Origin of the sequence: Photobacterium lucens (assembly GCF_009873615.1) — a bacterium.
Lineage (GTDB): Bacteria > Pseudomonadota > Gammaproteobacteria > Enterobacterales > Vibrionaceae > Photobacterium > Photobacterium lucens.
This window is the reverse complement of the sequence record NZ_SSMG01000009.1, coordinates 1-20577: the sequence shown is the minus strand read 5'-3', so window position 1 is coordinate 20577 and position 20577 is coordinate 1. Positions and strand designations below refer to the sequence as shown.

General features: G+C 40.6%; 13 protein-coding genes. 4 read left to right on the top strand and 9 right to left on the bottom strand.

What is annotated here, in order from left to right; genetic code table 11:
• Nucleotides 1-164: helix-turn-helix transcriptional regulator (locus E5A76_RS20555; RefSeq protein ID WP_392397292.1), on the top strand; the 164-nt coding region annotated here is incomplete at its 5' end.
• Between the two features lie 44 nt (nt 165-208).
• Here E5A76_RS20555 and pdxH read toward each other — a convergent pair.
• Complete coding sequence (gene pdxH, locus E5A76_RS01625; RefSeq protein ID WP_053987782.1) at nt 209-844, bottom strand: pyridoxamine 5'-phosphate oxidase; 636 nt, start codon at nt 842-844, stop codon at nt 209-211.
• Between the two features lie 269 nt (nt 845-1113).
• On the opposite strand from pdxH, the gene E5A76_RS01620 reads away from it, so the two are divergent.
• Nucleotides 1114-3066, top strand: a complete 1953-nt coding sequence (locus tag E5A76_RS01620) for a bifunctional diguanylate cyclase/phosphodiesterase (protein WP_237459158.1) — start codon at nt 1114-1116, stop codon at nt 3064-3066.
• Nucleotides 3067-3808: 742 nt separating this feature from the next.
• Here E5A76_RS01620 and E5A76_RS01615 read toward each other — a convergent pair.
• The 3 genes from E5A76_RS01615 to E5A76_RS01605 all read right to left on the bottom strand — a co-directional run bounded on the left by E5A76_RS01615 (nt 3809) and on the right by E5A76_RS01605 (nt 8219).
• Complete coding sequence (locus tag E5A76_RS01615) at nt 3809-5923, bottom strand: tRNA(Met) cytidine acetyltransferase TmcA (protein ID WP_161117912.1); 2115 nt, start codon at nt 5921-5923, stop codon at nt 3809-3811.
• 100 nt (nt 5924-6023) lie between these two features.
• Nucleotides 6024-6998 carry a ParB/RepB/Spo0J family partition protein gene (locus E5A76_RS01610; RefSeq protein WP_053986396.1) on the bottom strand — a complete coding sequence of 325 codons (975 nt, stop codon included), beginning with the start codon at nt 6996-6998 and terminating at the stop codon, nt 6024-6026.
• A 6-nt stretch (nt 6999-7004) separates the two neighbouring features.
• Nucleotides 7005-8219, bottom strand: coding sequence for an AAA family ATPase (locus tag E5A76_RS01605; RefSeq protein ID WP_161117911.1), 1215 nt, complete (start codon nt 8217-8219; stop codon nt 7005-7007).
• A gap of 1350 nt (nt 8220-9569) precedes the next feature.
• Here E5A76_RS01605 and E5A76_RS01600 point away from each other — a divergent pair.
• Nucleotides 9570-11570, top strand: coding sequence for a replication initiator protein RctB domain-containing protein (locus E5A76_RS01600; RefSeq protein WP_161117910.1), 2001 nt, complete (start codon nt 9570-9572; stop codon nt 11568-11570).
• Between the two features lie 177 nt (nt 11571-11747).
• Nucleotides 11748-14033: a patatin-like phospholipase family protein gene (locus E5A76_RS01595; protein WP_161117909.1), complete on the top strand. Its 2286-nt coding sequence runs from the start codon at nt 11748-11750 to the stop codon at nt 14031-14033.
• 200 nt (nt 14034-14233) lie between these two features.
• Here the strand turns inward: E5A76_RS01595 and E5A76_RS01585 are convergent, their stop codons facing one another.
• The 5 genes from E5A76_RS01585 to rppH form a co-directional block, all read right to left on the bottom strand.
• Nucleotides 14234-15556 (bottom strand): IS4 family transposase, encoded by a 1323-nt coding sequence (locus E5A76_RS01585; RefSeq protein ID WP_161117908.1) that lies wholly within the window; start codon nt 15554-15556, stop codon nt 14234-14236.
• A gap of 136 nt (nt 15557-15692) precedes the next feature.
• Nucleotides 15693-16544, bottom strand: a complete 852-nt coding sequence (locus tag E5A76_RS01580; protein ID WP_053987925.1) for a thymidylate synthase — start codon at nt 16542-16544, stop codon at nt 15693-15695.
• Between the two features lie 105 nt (nt 16545-16649).
• On the bottom strand, nt 16650-17453 hold the full coding sequence (locus E5A76_RS01575; RefSeq protein ID WP_161117907.1) for a sulfite exporter TauE/SafE family protein: 804 nt from the start codon (nt 17451-17453) through the stop codon (nt 16650-16652).
• A 25-nt stretch (nt 17454-17478) separates the two neighbouring features.
• The gene (gene ptsP, locus E5A76_RS01570; protein WP_008988444.1) at nt 17479-19725 is read right to left on the bottom strand and encodes a phosphoenolpyruvate--protein phosphotransferase; all 2247 of its coding nucleotides are present in this window, start codon (nt 19723-19725) and stop codon (nt 17479-17481) included.
• A gap of 42 nt (nt 19726-19767) precedes the next feature.
• Nucleotides 19768-20295 (bottom strand): RNA pyrophosphohydrolase, encoded by a 528-nt coding sequence (gene rppH, locus E5A76_RS01565; RefSeq protein WP_008988445.1) that lies wholly within the window; start codon nt 20293-20295, stop codon nt 19768-19770.
• Nucleotides 20296-20577 lie beyond the last annotated feature (282 nt).

Here is a 20577-nt window from a genome sequence, read left to right as displayed (position 1 = left end):
GAGTAGCAGTAAAAACAATAGAAAATTATGTTTTACGTTTACGTGAAAAGTTTAATGCAAATTCTAAAGGTGAACTTTTGGATTTAGCATTAGAGTTTGGGTATGGCTCGAATATTCCTGAAAGCATGTTAAAAACACAACTTTCTATTGTCTTAAAAGATTAAGCAGCAAATAAAAAGAGCAGACTTTAAATCTGCTCTTTTTATTTTTATGGCGCTAAACGATCAATTTCCCATTGCTCAGTTTTATCATGATATAGAAAACGATCATGTAATCGATGCTCACCACCTTGCCAAAATTCAATCGAATTAACTTTCACTCTAAACCCCCCCCAAAATGTCGGTAGTGGCACTTCTCCTGCTAAAAACTTCTGTTTTAATTCAAAGAATTTACCTTCAAGAGCTTGGCGTGCAGTTAAACGCTGGCTTTGTTTACTCGCCCAAGCTGCGATTTGGCTCTCTTTCGGACGAGAAGAGAAATACGTTAGCACTTCACGTTTTGATAATGGCTCGACAACACCTGTAATATGAACCTGACGCTCAATCATATGCCATGGAAAATGTAAGCTAATTTTATTATTTTCTTTGAGTTGTTGCGCTTTTCGACTACCTAAATTGGTATAGAAAACAAAACCGTTTTCATCAAAGTGCTTCAATAAAACAATACGTTGAAATGGCTGACCATGCTCATCAACTGTCGCAACTGTCATCGCTGTTGGATCAGGCAATTGAGCATCTACCGCTTGCTTTAACCATGCTTCAAATAGCACAAAAGGATCGGCAGGTAAATCATCACGACGTAAGCCCCCTTTTACATACTCTCTACGGATATCAGCTAATTCCATTTTAATCTCCAGAAGTATAAGTTTTTTATTGCTTAATATCTTAGTCATGCCCTTTTGGAAGCAAACACTATTTTCTTATGAATATAGGGCTTATTTGCAAAAAGAAATAGACTCATCTATCGAATTTCAACAATAAATGACAAAGAGTACAGTGGCATTTAAAGAGATTTGATAAATTAGACTTAACAATAATTATGATTTAGTCAGCATAAGAATCTATTTCTTCTTGCATTTATGTTGGGCTAGTACTCTACCTTGGTGCTCAGACTATGACACTCTTTAAACGACAAATAATAAGTATTACCACACTAATGTGCTCTGTACTTGCAATCTCAGCAGGTTCGCAATTATATACGGGTTATAATGCAGTCAGCGATCAGCATATTTCCAGAACAAGTGAAGATATAAATCGAGCTTTAGATACATTGCCCCAAAAATTATCAATACTTGATAATCAAATAATTACTCGCCGTCAAGAAAGTGAACTGGTTGAAGTTTTAAATTATCTTTTTCCAGTACAGCATTACAATCATAGCGCATTATTATTTGCAGATTCGACACCACTGATGCGCATAGATCATGATCGTAGTATCAATAATGTTCCGCAATGGTTTCAATCATTTTTTACTATCCCAGAACATATTGAAAAACGTACCGTTAATAACAATAACTATGATGTGGGTATTGTTGAAGTCAGTGCTTCACCTCGTTGGGCTTATACAAAATACTGGCAACTCTTTAGTGACACGCTTATTTATCATTTTATTTTAATGCTCGCTGGTGGCGGTTTTATCTATTTGATAAGTAAAAAACATTTTGCTTCATTGCAACGCTTAACCACACGTGCTCGAAACATTGATAATCTGAATCAAGCCCCATTGTCATTACCTGAAGAGTCAGATATTAAAGCCATTGTGCGCGCGTTTAACAAGCTGACTTATCAGTTAGATATGAATTTTAAAAACCAAGCAAATGAAGCGGTTAAACTTCGCGAACAAGCTTATTTAGATCCAATATCTGGATTAGGTAATCGAAGTTTTTTTATTCATCAAATCAGCTCTTGGCTTGATGAATCACATAAAGGAGGTTTAGCACTCATTCAAACAACGCTGATCAGTGATTATTATGAACATAAAGGTTATCAAGCCGGTGACAAATTAATTAAACAAATTGCATCACGCTTAAATGATGTAATCACCTACAATGACGCCACAATCTCTCGCCTATCACGTGATGAATTTGCCATTTTGATCCCTAACCTTTCTTCTGAAAAGCTAGCGTTATTGGGCAAGATGGTTTTAAAAATCTTTACTGATGTTGAACGTAATTCAGACATTGATAGCGCAACAACAACCGATATTGGTTTGGTTTATAACGAAGCACGTTTAACCCCTAGTCAGTTACTTACACAACTTGATAATGCACTCACTCAGGCAAAACTTACACCTCATGAATCCATTGCATTAATAAAAGATCCAACCAGCCACGATACTCTAGGTAAACAACAGTGGAAACAACTGCTAGAACAAGCCATTAATGAAGATTTATTCCAATATAAATTTCAGCCTGCAACTCTAGAAAATCGTAGTATTTATCATTATGAAGTCTTTACTGGTATTCAGAAAAATAAAGACTTCTATTCTGCTGGACAATTTCTTGGTGCCATTGAAGATCTTAAAATTGGTAGTTGGTTTGACCGACATGTTATTGTTACCATAATCAACCGCTTAAACGCAGACAGAACCATTGGCCCATTTGCGATTAACGTAACAAATAGCAGTATTACAGATCCCAGTTTTATTCGTTGGTTAGACAAACTATTAGCGAACAATACTCAGGTTGCCTCTCGTTTGTTTTTTGAATTACAGGAAATCAGTTGTATTCGAAATACTGATGCAACCAGCATTTTATGCAGTATGATAAAACGTCACCGTTTTGGTGTGGGTATCGATAATTATGGTCGTCATTTCCAATCTCTTAATTATTTAAAAGAAATCAATCCTGACTACGTTAAAATTGATTACGCTTATACCTATCAGTTAAATGACCAAACTAAATCAGCCGTTCTTTCCTCTATCTGCCGAACTGCACATAGCTTGGACATAAAAGCGATTGCAACTCGCGTAGAAACAGAAACACAGTTAGAACGCCTATCAGATTTATTTGTCAGCGGATATCAAGGATTTATTACAGAAAAATACACTCAACTTGAAAAGGTATAGTATTTACACTGTAAATCAAAAAATAAAACCAGCACGATTGCTGGTTTTTTTATACGTAAAAACTTACTAATATTAAAACATTCATCATCGACCTGCTCCACCATTCGACTTTACTAAACTGCGTATAACAAGTGAATGAGGACATTTCGAAAAAGCTATACGCAGCACCGTACAAACCTAACTACTAAGTGTTTTACCATCCCATTCATAATTATTAATTATTGAAATAGCGTCAACAACAATCACTTCTCCAGCTAATCAATGACTATAACCCCAAGCATATGAATCCTTTCCCTCAAACGCTAAACGTAATATCAATTTACACTGTAAACTTACCAGCTCAAATTTAATCGATTCTGTAAAGACTTTTACTCATCTTAATTTACAGTGTAAATACAGTTAAGCATTTTCCCCCACAAACAAACCAATATACAAACAGTTGCATACTAATAATAAGAGCAAATTTATTAAGCGCTTAAAACAATATATACAAACGCCTTCCTCGAGTATTGAGTATTGAGTATTGAGTATTGAGTATTGAGTATTGAGTATTGAGTATTGAGTATTGAGTATTGAGCAGTGAGCAGTGAGCAGTGAGCAGTGAGCAGTGAGCAGTGAGCAGTGAGCAGTGAGCAGAAATGCTAATGGCAAGATTTACAGTGTAAAGTCATTCATGAATTTACACTGTAAATAAAAAAGTAAACCAATTTACACTGTAAACAGTCTTCTTCTAAGATGATAGTTAAACATTACTATCGCTATCCAATACAAGATAGTTACCTACAAATGTCCGTAATGCCGCTTCAGCCTGCTTTTTACCAGTAAAATTAAACCGGTTCACCACATCAGACCAAGATTGTTTTTGTAATACTTTTGCGACAGCCAGCAATAATTCGTCAGAATAACTTTCCTTATTATTCAAAATAAACATACTCAACTTCATTTCTAAACTCGCGACGACCGTATCATAACCGAAACTGCCATGAGCAAAACCAGCCAATTGCATCGTAATTAATGACGGAGATAAAAAGTAAGAAACAGAACGTTGGGCACTGTGACGATATAATAAAAGAAACAGTAACGGTGATAGTTCAGAAAACTGCTCGACTCGTTGTGCGCTAAATGTCGCAGAAAACAATTGCTTTGCATCATCCAACCACAATGAGTGACAACCAGGATTAATGGCTTTGACCATTAACAAAGAATGATGACCACTAGCACTGTCTTTAGTAATACCTAATCGAATCGGCTCAAACTGAGATTGAGTCCAAAACGAGACTAACTCAGGCGTCGAACCAAAACTGGTTCCGATATAATCCATTGCTTGAGCTTTCGCTAATTGCTCTGCGGCCTCAATTAATTGCTTTCCAATCCCTTGTTGTTGCAACGTTGGTAAAACTGCAATACGTAAAATACGATAACAACGTTGCATTGCTGCCGTTTTAAATCCTAAATGAGCGGCAACCGATTGTGCCAGTAAATGCCCTTTGGGACGACGTTTACCTTGCACAACATCCGTTGCAAGTGCTTCATCAAAACCACCTTCTTTGACCAATAAACAACAGCCAATGATCTCACTACCAACACGAGCAACAATGACTTGCTGACTATCATCATTTAGCAATTGCTGAACATCATTCGGTGATGTTTGATAATGAGCGTTGATCAGTAAACCAACCAGCTGAGACAATAAATCAGGCGTTCGCAACAACTCCGATTTGTCGAGCAAACCGTATTGAGTCTCCCCTTTAGAAAAAACGGACAGCATTGAATGTTCGGCATCAAGCAATAATGCCTTAAATACCCAAGCTTCAAGGGGATCGTTGGCAGCCCAACGAATAGGTTGATCAAGGTGCAGCCCACGCCATTGCGGCATTTTCTGATTGAGTGCTTGTTTGAATTTAATTTCAAAACCTCGCCCCGTACCTTCATACCCGTGAATTGTCGTGGCAAAAACAAGACGATTATGGACATCAAGCAATTGAGATAATGTATCTGCCGCAATAGCTGCCGCTTCATCCACTAAGATAAGATCGAAGTCTCGTGCTGTTTGACAAATCATATCAGCAGCGACAAAAGTCAATTCACTACCCTGGCAAATAATACGATGAGGATGAGAACAATCAGGTGCGACTAGTCGTTGGGTAGCATGTGAAAAGAGCGTCGAAGCACAAGCAAAAGACGGGGCTGTAACGGCAATTTTTATTTTGCGCGATCCCATTAACTCAGCAGCAGCAATACCTAATGCAGAAGATTTTCCTCGGCCTCTATCTGCTGATAACACTAATGGTCGTTTACGATGACCAGTACTGACTTTTAAAATAGCCTCAACTGCCAATTCCTGCTGTGTCGTTAAACAATATCTAGGTGCTGTCGATACATAGTCACTTACGGAACGCTCAGCTATCGAAGGGAAAATCAATGGTGGTATTGCTGTATTTTCAGTTAAGGTGATCACCTCTTCCATCGCAGAAACAGCCGCAATATGTCGCGTAAACGGTAGACATGATTGCATCTCAGACCATGCTGTAGGTAGCAGTAATAACATCACTCCACCACCACGGATCGTGCCGGAAAGCGCACCGAGTACATTGGCATCTATACCATCATGAGCATTAATAATTAAACAATCAGACTCTTGCCCTAACCACTGCTTGGCATTTTTAAAACGGCATGACGGCAAAGCAATTGGTGCTGATTCTCCGGCCCATAATGTGCTTGGATAGTGTTGAGAAAACGCCATAGCGATCTCTGTTGACCAATCTAACGCCCCCTCGACGATCACTAATCGTCGACAATGGCATTGAACAGAATTATCACGTAACTGAGAAATAAAAGGAGGAAGTGAAGACAACATAAAGTGATCCAAGCAACACAGATTGGCTTCGATCATAACATGCGAAAGGAAATTACAAGGTAAAAAAAACCACGCTCATTTGCGTGGTTTTTTAAACGGCTTATTTTAAGTAATCATTTAAATAAGCAAGAATGTCGCTAACTTGGCGATCACTCATTTTTTTCAAGCGCAGTTGAAGCTTGTCACCATCGCGGGTGTAGCTCACTTTGCCCTTGATCAACTCTTGTGATGATGGCTTCTCTACGACCGCTTTGGGTTGTAATGCATCCCCCATCTCTTCAAGTTTTACCGTTACTTCACGAGTAATACGGCTGATCCCTTGTGCATTAATGGTTTTCCATAATGCCGTTTTATCCGAGCTTAACTCCTGGATCATTTGCTTTTGCTGCTCAGGTGCTAAACCAAAGAACACACGGTGAAGTTTGACAATTGTTGGGCGGCCTAATTCCCCAACACTTGGGTATGCCATCAACAATTCCATTGGTAAACTTGCCGCTTTTAATGCACCACTCACTAACGCTTCACTACATTGACAGTAACGTGCTAATTCTTTTTGATCAGCCACTTTGCCACTATCAAGTAAGTGCTGCATCTCTTTACCACGCTCATACAAACTCAGTGGTTTATGGGCGTTAGCAACATCAGAAAGAAACTTAGCATGTTCGCTATTAATGCCTTTCGCCACATAAATAAGAAAATCTTTATGGGCTAAAATACACGACATGCGACGACGACTACCGTCAAGCACTTCAATTCGACCGTCGTCTAACCAACGACCTACCGCCGGATACTGCTGTCCGCGATCTTTTAACGTCGATAAAATATCAGCCAGTGCATGCTCGTTTAAAAATGCCTGCTCACGCGCATTTTCTGCAAAAACGGTCGTCTTCGTACTAACATCATCAGCATTAATTTTTACTAATTCAAACGCGACTGTTTCTTCACCCGCAACCGCTAATTCAATCACAGCAGCTTTATCACGTGCTGCTGTTTGCGCTTCTGTAACGTTGGTTGCTCGACGTTTGTCAGCTTTACCAAACAGACGAGCATTAAGATCAGTCGTTTTAATTGCCATCTGTTATTACTCCTCGTTAAAATTTGCCCAATGGCTATGCATCACACGCTCTAACTCTAGACCGACACGTTGAATAGCTTCTTGAGCGGTTGAAAGGGTCTTTTTACCCCCTTCAAACTCAGCTGCCGTTAGATCAAATACTGTGCTGTAAGTATCAGCACAAGTCTCAAATGCACGACTTCTTGGTACTGTTGCCATCATCACTTGATCACGTAATAAATAGTTCATTTCCGTTAACACAGAAACTTGCTTTTTATTATCGTCTTCAAACATGGTTGGCATTAAACGAATAAATTCTAACCCGTGCCACTCTTCCGGGAACATTTCATAAACCGTCGGTAAATGCTGGAAAAAGTTAACCGTAGAAGCCCAGTCGAGACGCTTAGCCGCACATGGAATGATCAATGCGTTCGATGCATACATTGCATTCCACACTAATGGATCGATGTGAGGACCTGTATCAATCATGATGATGTCAAATTCATCAGCAATAGGATCAATCACTTTTTCTTTTAGTAATCGAACGATATCAAGATCTTGATTAACAGCTAGATCCTGCCATGCATCAGCATTAAACATCGCATCTTCTGGGAAAGCAGCAATGGTTTTTAAGTTAGGATATTGGGTTGGCATCACCACATTATCCATCACAAAGTTTTTATCCATCTGCACGCCTTCAGGCACGTTATCCAGCATCACGTCTACGGCTGAGTAAATAGTTTCTTGTTTACCCACACTAATCAAAGGGTTCAAAAACAAGCGTAATGAGCCCTGTGGATCGAGATCGATAAGACAAATACGGTAACGCTTATCTAAATCGAGTGCTAAACACGCCGCAAGATGAACCGCAGTCATCGACTTACCCGTACCACCTTTTTGGTTCTGCACATTCACAACCCAAGGTTTACGCCCTGCACCTTCACGCTCATAGAAAGCCGGCTTTTTAGCCGCTTGCATTAATTTATGCGCTTCTTCTAAGGTAATAGAGTAGTGGTTTGCATTGTTCTTGGTAAATTGATGGCCATCTGCTTCCATACGAGAAATCGCATCATCTAATTTACGACGGGTTAAACCTGAACGTGTTTCCATCAATGCTTTAGACATCGGTGGGAATAATTCCTCACGACGCTCTTCTAAAACAATCTCAATTCGGTCCGCTTGTACTTGTTTTGTTTGCTCAGCAATATTGAGCAAATTTTGGATCGTCTGTTCCCTATTCATTATCACTCTTCGCCATGATGATTGACTGGTTAACATTGTACAACAAATATAAATTACAACAATAAAAAGCTGAACATTCAGTGTGATGTCAATCTCAAGTCAAAAAGCGAAAAAAATATAAAAAGCACAATATTTAGAGGAAATAATGCAGATAGGTTGTCATTTTTTAATGAATAATGACCTTTAAATCACGACAGATTTAAAGTGTTACAGCGTCACCTCTTTACAATGTAAATTGGAATTAGCCAGAAGCATGAGAAATATTGGCTAATTTACGGAGCATGTATTTTCAATTTCAACACCTCTGAAAAATGGATAAAAACACAGCATAATTAAAGATATGATGAAATTGCTTAATTTCATAGCCATTTCAGCACAAAAACCAAATCTCTAGCTGAAATTAGTCGATTTTAAGGAAATAGAAGCGCACCAAAGCAAATTTGATCATCAACACACTTGATCATTGTTCCGTCGAAATTGTCTTGATCATGAAACGATGATCAAGACAATTGCATCGCATCAGCTCACTGCATTTACAGGGTCAAAAGATCGAGGGAGCTTGGAAAAATGATCAAGATAAATAAGTAAATTTCAGTCCAATCGAATGAAAATACGGAAGCATGATAAATAGGAGATAATTTACGGAGAATGTAGATTCAATAAGGGTTTAACTGACAAAATTCATCATTAGAATAGGCATATTTATTATTCAACAACAAAAATAACGGTAAATTGAAATACACCAACACCGACTTGATCATTTTTCCGTAATAATAGGCCCAGAACTCAATGTAATATGACCGTATCAATAAGTGTATTTTCAATTCAATGCCAACAAAGCCGAATCACAACAAAGAATGATATCGGTTATAAAACCAGCAACCATCATAAATCAGCACTACAAATACAACCACTTGATCATCTTTCCAGACCAAATAACCCTCATTTGACCACTTTCTACGATAAAATTGATCTTCAAAAAACGAACCCTGTGGATAACTCAGTACATAACCATTGAAAGATTCATGATCATGCTTTCAAACTTGTGATGATCATCGTTTCACATTCATGATGATCATCTTTCCAACGCTATGATGATCATGTTTTCAGGCTTGTTATGATCACGTTTCCGATAATACGTTGATCATTGTTCCATAACTGTGTTTTACAATCATTTTTAAAACAATAAGTTAAAGACCGTTTTCAAATCAGATCATAAGATCACTTAATCAATAAGATCAGAAATAAACATAAAGATCAGTATTAAAAATCTTTAAACAAAAAACTTTATTTCTTGATCTTTTTCTATTAATCTTTGCGGAAAGATGATGGATCTACGGTCAATGACAGATGAAACCACCCCGTAATAGTGACAATACCCCCATTGAAAAGATATTGATCGAAGCACCACGATCACACAAAGATGGCCACTTATTTGCGATCCCAGCAAGCTTGGTTGACTGGCTTCCTCAGTATCAACACTTTAAAGGTGTCACTAAAAGTATTATTGAATTACTCAATATTATTTCGTTACGTGGACTATCAAGCCAAGATGGTTTGGTTTCAACAACTGAACTTGTTGAAGCGACAGAAGGGCAATTAACCCGTGCTGCGATCCAACAACGCTTACGTGCTGCGGTAAATGTTGGTTTATTTAATCAACAGCCTGTGAGGTTTGAAGAAGGATTAGCTGGTAAAACCATGCTACACCATTTCATCAATCCCGCATTGCTGATCTCTCAACTCGGCACAGGCAGTTTGCAATCAGATCAGTTCAAAGAGAAAGAAAAACAAAAACGTTCAAAAGCTTTAGCGCAAAATCACGTTAATCGTCGTTTATTGACTGAGCATGGCTTAGGTACACCACCGACGATGCCTGATGAAGCGGATCAAATTGTAGTTTCACCGACCAGTTGGGCTGGGATCATTGATCAAGCATTAGCTCCGCCACGAACCAAAAAAAGTTATCAAAAATCAATGGTCGCGATCAGTGGTACCAAAGCTATCATCGAAACACGATCATCTAAGTCGATCATGACTGTTGATGATCTGATGACGCTTTTCGCCTTATTCACGTTGACGGTGCAATATCACGATCACCATATTGCGGATTATGAGATCCAAGCGCGTTCAATGGTGAATAAAACTCCTGTTTATATCACTGATATTTTGGCGTTACGTGGTAAGAAAGACAGCGGTCCTGCTCGTGATTCAATTCGTGAAAGTATTGATCGTATTGAATTTACTGACTTTCAGTTACACGAATTAACGGGACGTTGGTTAAGTGAAAATATGCCGGAAGGATTTAAAAGTGATCGTTTCCGTTTTATTGCTCGTACGATCACTGCCTCTGAAGAAGCGCCACAAGAAGGGGAAGATGGTGAGATCAGGATCAAGCCGAACCTGTATATTTTAGTATGGGAACCCTCGTTTTTTGATGAACTGCTAACGCGCGATTACTTTTTCCTATTTCCGCCAGAGATCTTACGTCAGCATACATTGGTGTTCCAATTGTATACTTTTTTCCGTAGTCGTATGTCTCGTCGTGTCAATGACTCGATGCTATTAAGTGAGTTAAATCAAAAGCTTGCTAGGAATATTGAATGGCGTCGCTTTTCTTCTGATTTGATCCGTGAACTGAAGAAATTAGCTGAAGGAAAGGTCACAGACAGTATCTTTGCGGTTAATTTATGGGGATATCATCTTACGATCAGTGCCGAGGATCTAGACAAACGCTATACCGATTATCGTATTGATATTAAGTGTGACGCTGATGAAGTGATCCGTTTCTCTCGTGCAAAAACTTACAATGAAGGTAAACGCACCATGGCACCAACCATGCCAAACCCGTTGCGTAATGAGATTTTACCTAAGCAAGAATTAGAGCAACTGTCAGCTATCATTGATGGTGAGTTTGAGCCGATCCAGCGAAAGCCAGCACGACCAAAAGGGCGTTTGGGACGTCGTATTAAGCTGCGAAAGCACTTGGTAGAAATCAATGCTGATGAATTAACGATAATCTTATCTAAATATACCTCTCCAGAGGCGCTACAACGCAGTATAACAGCCTTATCGGCGATGACTGGACATTCTTCATCTGCAATTACAGAAGAGTGTCAGGGGTATTTAGAGAAGCTTGATTGGCTTTATGTTGCTGGTGAGAAAGTTAGTTACGAAACGCTTAGTAAAACGGTCGAGCTCTACAACAGCCGTCAAGATGAACGTCATTTATCGATTGAGCGTTTAATTTCGGGACTCGCGGTGCGGCGTAAAGTGTGTCAGTTAGTCCATGAAGGCCATATTAATGAGCAGGTACTAAAAGCTCTCGACGATGTCGCCAAAGGCATTTAACTTTATATAAACTTTCAAAAAAGAGCGTAGAAATAACGCTCTTTTTTCATTTATTTAACGGAACAAGTCGAAGTTAGTGTATCTTATCTAGGGTACTAATAACTTTTGTGAATGTTTTCTTTATACGTTGTTTACGTGTGTAAAACATCACATTGGCGAAGGATTGATAGTGGGAAGATGGGTGTGTTGAAGCATAAATTAATTAAAACGCTATTTTGTTTTACGTTAACTGTTCAGTCGTTAAGTGTTTATGCTGATAACGCCGATCGTCCTCATGTCGAGCGTCAACGTATTGGTTTAGTGTTAAGTGGCGGTGGAGCCAAAGGCGCAGCACATATTGGTGTGCTGGAGGTGCTTGAGAAAAACCGTATTCCTGTTGATATTGTCACAGGTACCAGTATGGGGGCTTATGTTGGCGGTATGTATGCAATGGGCTTAACGGCCAAAGAAGTTAAGCGTCGTACGTTCAATGTGGAATGGCAAGATGGTTATCTCGATCGTGCTGAACGAAATGATCTTACGTTACGTCGTAAACAGCAAAGCGATACATATCAATTGCATACCGATATTGGTCTTGATCTCAACGGAGAGTTTAAATCAAGACCAGGTGCTTTTCAGGGCCAAGGTTTTGCCAAAATCTTACGTGAAGTCACTGATAATTTACCGTCACTCACTTCTTTCGATCAGCTTGCGATCCCTTATCGTAGCGTTGCAACAGATATCGCCTCAGTAACGCCAGTCATTCTAAGCTCCGGTCATTTAGCGACAGCGATGCAAGCGTCGATGACTGTTCCTGGCGCATTAAAACCCGTTCATCTTGACGGCAAGTTATTGGTCGACGGTGGTGTCGTCAACAACATGCCGGTCAATGTTGCACAAGCGCTTGGGGCTGATGTCATTATTGCTGTCGATTTACGCGATAATTTAATGCCAAGTAAAGAGCTTAATAGTGCGTTGAATATTGTCGCTCAGCTTACAACGTTCATGACCAATGCTAGTGCGGATGCTCAAAAAGCATTGATGGATCAGCGTGATGTTTATCTTCAGCCGGATGTCACCTTCATGACGGCAGCTGATTTTGATCAAATGAAAAAAGCGTATCTGGCAGGGAAAAAAGTAGCGGAATTGGCCTTACCTAAATTACGTCGTTATCAATTGTCGGAGCAAGACTATCAAGCTTATACCAAAGAAAAACAAAGTCGTCGCAGTCAATTATCTTCTGCTACGGCTTATTATATCGATGATATAAAAATCAAAAATAATACGCGCTTACCTGATAGAACCTTATTGGCACAATTAAAGCTTAAAACGGGACGCGTGATCTCTAATGAAGAATTAGAGCAAGGGGTGAAGCGACTACAAAGTGAAGATATTTATGGTCGTATTACCTATCAAATAGAGCAAGAAGATGGCAAAAATGTTCTGCATATGGACATTAATGAGAAATCATGGGGGCCGGGCTATCTGAACTTCACTCTTGCCTTTGAAGATGATTTCGTTAATCGTTCTAATTTCTCTTTTGGGGCACAGTATATTTATACCGATCTAACGGATAAAGGCGGTGAGTGGTTAACTGAGTTTACCTTGGGCAGTTGGAAAAACCTTAATACTGCGTTTTATTTCCCATTAGATTATGAGCAGAAATACTTTACCGCATTTGGTGGTGGGATCAGTAATGAAGTGCGTAAATTCTCTCGCTTTACTTTTGATAACCAAGATAAAGGGCCGGCAGAGCTTTTCAATATTGAAGCGGAATATAGCCATGTTGAAGGATTTGCAGAGCTGGGTTGGAATTTAAAATCGTCTGCTGAAGTGAAACTTGGCTATAGTGTTCAAAAAGGTAAAATTTCCGTTCAAGCTGCTGATACGCAAGAAAACTATTTCTTACATGGCCCTTATATGAACATGACGTACGATGATTTAGACAATTTCTTCTTCCCATCATCGGGTCTATATGCCAATGCAAAAGTAGGATATAACCATACTCGTAGTGAATTCCATAACCGTGGCAAAGTGGATGGCGAAACTGTCTTTTATGATCTGTCGTTCAAAAAACCGTTGAGCTATGAACGCCATACCGTTGCGTTGACAGCTAAAGTAGCTGGATCAGATTCTGATGAAATGTTACCGATTTATGCACAAGCGTTAGGGGGCTTGTTTAATCTGTCCGGTTATCACCGCTATGAATTAAATGGTCGTTACAGCGCATTTACTAGCATGGTATATCGCTATCGCTTATTAGATAACAATTTTGGTGCATTTAAACTGCCTGTCTATGTTGGTGGTTCATTAGAGCACGGCGGAGTGTGGGATAAATCCTCTGAAGTGTCTTGGGATAGTGCTGTCACTGCGGGTAGCGTTTATGTTGCGGTGGATTCTATTTTAGGGCCTGTATACCTCAGTTACGGTTTAGCGGAAGGTGGACAGAACTCATTTTACTTATCGCTGGGTGGGCGTTGGTAATAGAAATTAAGCAAAAGGCGGAACATTGGTTCTAATGCCGTTCGGATAAGCATCATCGTTTATACCTAAACGGGTACTTGGATGGCACAAAGAGGACTGAACGTGGAAACGTTCGGTCCTTTCTTTTGTCCGGCAGAATAAAGTGACTGACGGCCTCACGCATTTGCTTTAGTTTGGTAGTAATGCCGTTCGGATAAGCATCATCGTTTATACCTAAACGGGTACTTGGATGGCACAAAGAGGACTGAACGTGGAAACGTTCGGTCCTTTCTTTTGTCCGGCAGAATAAAGTGACTGACGGCCTCACGCATTTGCTTTAGTTTGGTAGGGAGTGTTCCATCTGGACTTAATGCTAACCACCTAAGCTGGGTGTCAATGAGGTTAATTGCTGCCGTAAAACTCACTCGAGTCGGCTTCACATCAGCATCTGCGGCTATCTGTACCATTTCTAGTCGCACTAAGTTATATGCTAGCAATACCCCCCAAAGTTCTTGTTTTACTCCAGATGGGAACCGACTTCTCAGGGTAACTTCGCTTTGCAACTGAGTTTGTTTTATCTCACCAAAGCCTTCCTCTATCTCCCAGCGTTGCCAGTAGATGCGCAGTAGCTCTTCGAGTGGGTACTGATTTGGATCAGCCAAAGAGGTAATAAAACCTTCAATTTCACCCGCAGGATCTTTGTACAGTACAAGCCTTGCCTGCCAGGTGGCAGGCAGCTCAGAGTTCTTCTTTCTCGCCTGCGGAGATATTGGCATCTCGATGAGCATGTCGTTGTCAGCGTATTCCTCTATGACTTCATAACGAAGCTTACGTTTTATTGGTGTTAGCCAGTGACTATTAACTGCCGCTTCTTGCCAGTTAATCAGTAAATCTGCAGAGAAATAGCAACGGTCGAATAAGGTTAGTGAATTAGCGGGAACATCAGTTAGCAGGCGATGCGCTAATGTCACTTCACCAACATTGCACGCATCAAATGATGCGCCCAGCATCATACGAGTTTCAGCTGCCATCAGTCCAACTAATCGAAGCTGAGGGTAAGGTTTGTAACTCTTAGAAATGAAGCCAAATGATTCAGCATTTTCTTCTGAGTCAGGGCATCGAAAAGTCGTACCATCGACAGCAAGAACATTGAGGTTTAGGACGCTGTTTAGCTGAAGTGCATCGGCTTCCCACGCCGAAATAGCGGTCTTAAAAAGCGCAGCTAAGGGAGCTTCATCTAATCGACGTCGACTGTCTGTGAGCACACTAGGCGCAACTCTAGACCAACTATTCTCAGGTTGAGGTTGGAGTGCCAAGTCTAGAGAGCTACATACTTCCTTGATAGACTTGTTGCGTTGTAAACCCATCCAAATGACGAGCCATACGGCTTGTTGAGCTGGTAATCGGCGACGCCGAATACTTGCTTTGTTAGTATTATGAAGAGCCTGTTCAATCCATTCTATCTCAATAGCATTAACAACAGACTCATAGTTACTACTATTTTCTATCGTTTCATGCGCTTGGTTTAACTCATCAACTAACATATAAAATCCCTACCAACAAAAGTTGGTAGGGATTATCACGCAATCTTAGGATCGTTCAAGTACCTTAAACGATCGGCATTAACAGCAGATGCTGGGCTTTTTGTTATCTAAAAATCAATCAGTTACTAACACATTCTTATACTGAGAATGGGTATTGAATCGCATCGTGGTGCTCGTAACCAATCACTTCAAAATCATCTAATGTTACCCATGTTTCTAAATCTTCTAACGATTTGATCTTAGGGTTAATCTTCAGCTGTGGTGAAGCAAATGGTTCACGCTTTAACTGCACATCACGCATAAGCTCTAGCTGATCTTCATAGATATGTGCGTTGATAATTTTGTGATATGCCTGACCCGCTTTATGACCCGTGATTTGCGCCATTAATGCAAGTAAAGTAAACACTTGAACTTGATTGAAATTCAAACCTAAAGGCACATCACATGAACGCTGGTAACTGGTTAAATAAAGCGTGTCACCAAGTAGTGAGAACGTATGAGTGTGCATACATGGACGCAAACAACCCATATCAAACTCACCTGGGTTATAAAACGTCAAGATCTCACCACGATCATCAATGCCTTTCGTTAGATCATCAACAATCTTCTTAAGCTGATCAATCGGTGTACCGTCAGGCTTTTGCCAGCGACGACCTTGCACACCGTAAACACGCCCCATGTCATCTTCACCTTTACGATGAGGATTATTTAACCATGCTTGGTTATCATTGGCGTTAGCATTCCACGTATTACAGCCAATTGCGCGAAACTGTGCCGCATTATCATAACCGCGTAAGTAACCGAGAAGCTCAGCAATTGCAGCTTTCCAGAAACTTTTACGAGTAGTGATCAACGGAAACTGATTATTAGCAACATCATAAGTCAGATCTGCATTGATAACCGTTAAACAACGCTTACCTGTACGTTCATTTTCAATCCACACACCTTCATCAACGATGCGTTGGCATAAGGCTAAATATTGTTTCATAGTCCTACTCGTAAATTGAATACGCCCAGCAAAAGCCAGGCGCGAAAAAAGATTAGTGAATATTCTATCAGAAGCCAGTGTACTCTGCCTTAGCAGTCCCCTTCATTAGCTTAAAAACATCTTAATACTGATCACCAGTAGCAATATCGCAAATAAGCGCTTTAAGGTCGATGTAGGGAGTTTGCTGACTAACGCTGCACCATAACGTGTAGCTATCATCGAGGTTGCAGCAATACCGACCAAGGCAGGTAAATAGACATAGCCAACACTGTATTTAGGTAATGCCTCACTTCCTACACCTGCGTAGATAAACCCTATCATGCCAGAAATGGCAATCAACAGCCCAACTAGCGATGAAGTACCGATAGCTCGGCGCATTTCAACCCCAAAATAACTTAGGTATGGCACCGTTAACGAGCCACCACCGATACCAGCTAGGCTTGAGATCAAACCAATCACACTACCACTTGCGGCACACATTACAGGACTAGGTAAGGGCTTACTATTCGCAACTTTCATCGATAACAGCATTTGAATTGCTAAGCACAATACAATCACAGCAAAAACTTTAGGTAGGTAATGGGAAGGAATAACCTCTGCTACCACACTGCCACTAAGACCACCAGCAATGATCCCTGGTGCTAAAAACTTCACCACAGAAAAATCAATATTACCGAGCTTAAAGTGATTGCGTGCAGAAGCCATTGAGGTCATGACGATGCTGGCTAAAGATGTTGCAAGTGCAATATGCATCACAAGATGCGACGCAATTCCGGCTTTAGGTAGTAACCACACTAAAGCAGGCACAACTAATAGCCCACCACCAATACCTAATAGACCTGCCAGTAACCCGACAACAGAACCAAGTAGCAAACACATGCCAAATAGCCAAAGGGTTGTTTCATACATAGTTGTAACCAATTAAAAAGATGTTTTACTTACCTGCGCGGATAAATCCACCCAACCCATGATGCTCAACAAATAAGGTGGTTTTATCCCTTACTTCTGCAGATAAATGTGCAGCAAGCACATCATCAGCAAGCTGTGCCATGTCATTTGCTGAAACATGACGTAATATATATTTTATTTTGGCTACATTACGGGTATTCATACTTAAAGATCGATACCCCATTCCGACTAATAAAATTGCACCAATTGGATCACCTGCCAATTCACCACACACACATACCGGGAGTTGGTAGCGCTCTGCACTATCAATGATATGTTTTAACGCGTTTAATACCGCAGGATGCAGTGCATCATATACACTCGCCACCCGTGAATTATTACGATCAACGGCAAGCAGATATTGCGTTAAATCGTTACTTCCCACAGAAATAAAATCGACTTTATCTGCCAGCGCATGCAGCTGATATAACATCGACGGCACTTCAATCATAATGCCTAAGCGTGGCTTACGAAGCTCCCCATCATACTCATTGGCGACTTCCTGATAGGCGCGCTCCACCAAGCTTTTTGCCTCATCAAGTTCAGCAATGCCAGAGATCATAGGCAGTAAGATATCCATGTTATTCAGCCCAATACTTGCTCGAAGCATGGCTCTAACTTGGATCAAGAAAATCTCAGGGTGATCTAAAGTAAAGCGAATGCCTCGCCAACCTAAGAAAGGATTATCTTCTTCAATGGTTAAATACGGCAGAGGTTTATCACCGCCGATATCTAAGGTGCGCATCACTACAGTTTGCTCGGGATAGGTTTGTAATATCGAGCGATACTGATTGATCTGTTCATCTTCTGAAGGAAAACTGCGTTGTAATAAAAAAGGCACTTCAGTTCGATACAAACCCACGCCATCAACACCTTTATTGACAGCTATGCTCGTATCAGCACTTAACCCGGCATTAAGGTGGATCATGATCCGCTGACTATCTTTGGTGTAAGCCTGCTTATAAAGATCATCTTCAACAGTTTTGGCAAGCTCTTGTTCTTCACGTAATAGACGACGATATTCAACCAACACATGACGATTAGGATTAACTAAAAAATCCCCTCGGTAACCATCCACTACAACCAAATTGTTGTGCACCATATGAGGGACAAAATCGACCCCCATGATCGCTGGAATACCTAATGCGCGGGATAAAATAGCTGCATGTGAGTTTGCAGCCCCTTCTTGAGAAACAACTGCGGCAAGCTTACCTAACGGCACAGTCGCCAACATTGCAGCAGTTAGCTCACGCGTGAGTAATACTACAGGCTCATCCCACTGCTGCTCATCGACTTCTTCATCGCGAAGGAAGAATAATAAGCGTTGACCAAGCTCACGAATATCTTGTGCGCGCTCTTTAAGATACTGATCTTTCATATTGGCAAAGCGCGCAGAATAGGCTTCAACTACCTGACGAATAGCCCACTCGGCCTGATCACCACAAGCAATACGCGCCTTAAGATCCTTACGTAACATAGGATCATTTAGCAGATGACTGAAAAGATCGAAAATTGCTAAGGTTTCTTTTTGAAGTTCACTATCAAAGCGTTTTCTTAACCGACGAAACTCTGCACTGGCCGCTTCGATGGCTATCGTTAAGCGCTCTTGCTCAAAATTCACATCTAAACAAGACGTTGGAGCAACATGTTCTAACAGCGGCTGAGTATCATCCCACCAGGCTTTAGCCACAGCGACCCCAGCAGAAGCAGCTGAACCTGTTAAATGCAGTTTATTACCTTGTTCAAACCACATTCCTTGGGCTTTAGCATGGGCTAAAATACCTGATAGTTGGGCTGCAAGCGTGACAAGAAAAGATTCTTCACTTTCATCGAATTCACGCTGCTCGCGCTGCTGAACAACCAGCACACCAAGGACTTGGCGTTGATGAATAATAGGCGTACCAAAAAAGGATCGGAATGATTCTTCTCCAATCCCTGGCAAATGTTTGAAATGAGGGTGAATACGGGCATCGGCAACATTAACAGGTTCGGCACTACGACCAACCAGCCCCACGAGACCTTGATTAAAACGCAAACTCACTCGACGATGAGATTTATGTAAACCTTGCGTCGCCATCAGGGTATAGATCTGACGCTCATGATTCGCAATATAAACTGAACAACAGTCTGTTTTCATTGCCTGACAAGTGCTCATCACTAATTGATCGAGCGCTTCTATCAAGGTTTGAGCGCTGACCACCTTGTCAACTATCTCTCTAAGCTGTGTCAGCATAACAAGCCTTATAATCCTTCTATATTGCCGATTGCCTCTATATTACATATGTTTATTTTTGCTATTACGCTTGAATTTTCGCTCTTTCCATTCCTTAAAAGGCATAGCGACAGGCGCAAATTCTTTTAATGCTCGACGGTAAACATCACGCTTAAAAGACACCACCTGTCGAACTGGGTACCAGTAACTTACCCATCGCCACCCGTCAAATTCAGGAGTAGCACCTCGCTGCATATTGACCTTGGACTCATCGCATTCCAAGCTCAGCAAAAACCACTTTTGTTTTTGCCCGATACAAACAGGTTTCGAATCCCACCGTACTAAACGTTTAGGTAATTTATAACGTAGCCAATGACGGCTTGACGCAATTATCCTGACATCTTTTTTGGTTAATCCTACTTCTTCGTACAATTCACGGTACATGGCTTGTTCCGGAGTTTCTCCATCATCAATACCACCTTGCGGAAACTGCCAAGAATGTTGTCCATATCGTCGAGCCCAAAATACCTGGCCATGGCTATTGCAGATAACGATCCCTACATTAGGGCGGTATCCATCGCCATCAATCACTGGACGACCTCAAGTATAAATATCTATTAATAGTGATTTTTTCATAGTAGAAGAGATCGGTAAACAAAGTTTCGATCAGATCGTGATATTTTCCCACCTTCAACACAAATTCTGGATAACTTCGCCTTTGCTATAAGGTTATAAACAATCAAATGAGACCTATCCCACATTTATTCACTCTTTCTGTGGATAGATTTGTGCAGAAAATAAAAAAACGCTTTTTTTAGAGCTAATAAAGCCCCCAAAAAAACACCGACCCACACGACTAATAAACAATATAAT

Bases quoted from the DNA above. Each gene is read 5' to 3' on its own strand.
- E5A76_RS01615 (WP_161117912.1), bottom strand. From the start codon at position 5,923: ATGTTGTCTTCACTTCCTCCTTTTATTTCTCAGTTACGTGATAATTCT.
- E5A76_RS01580 (WP_053987925.1), bottom strand. From the start codon at position 16,544: ATGAAACAATATTTAGCCTTATGCCAACGCATCGTTGATGAAGGTGTG.
- E5A76_RS01605 (WP_161117911.1), bottom strand. From the start codon at position 8,219: ATGAATAGGGAACAGACGATCCAAAATTTGCTCAATATTGCTGAGCAA.
- E5A76_RS01595 (WP_161117909.1), top strand. From the start codon at position 11,748: ATGGGTGTGTTGAAGCATAAATTAATTAAAACGCTATTTTGTTTTACG.
- E5A76_RS01600 (WP_161117910.1), top strand. From the start codon at position 9,570: ATGAAACCACCCCGTAATAGTGACAATACCCCCATTGAAAAGATATTG.
- pdxH (WP_053987782.1), bottom strand. From the start codon at position 844: ATGGAATTAGCTGATATCCGTAGAGAGTATGTAAAAGGGGGCTTACGT.
- ptsP (WP_008988444.1), bottom strand. From the start codon at position 19,725: ATGCTGACACAGCTTAGAGAGATAGTTGACAAGGTGGTCAGCGCTCAA.
- E5A76_RS01620 (WP_237459158.1), top strand. From the start codon at position 1,114: ATGACACTCTTTAAACGACAAATAATAAGTATTACCACACTAATGTGC.
- E5A76_RS01585 (WP_161117908.1), bottom strand. From the start codon at position 15,556: ATGTTAGTTGATGAGTTAAACCAAGCGCATGAAACGATAGAAAATAGT.
- E5A76_RS01575 (WP_161117907.1), bottom strand. From the start codon at position 17,453: ATGTATGAAACAACCCTTTGGCTATTTGGCATGTGTTTGCTACTTGGT.
- E5A76_RS01610 (WP_053986396.1), bottom strand. From the start codon at position 6,998: ATGGCAATTAAAACGACTGATCTTAATGCTCGTCTGTTTGGTAAAGCT.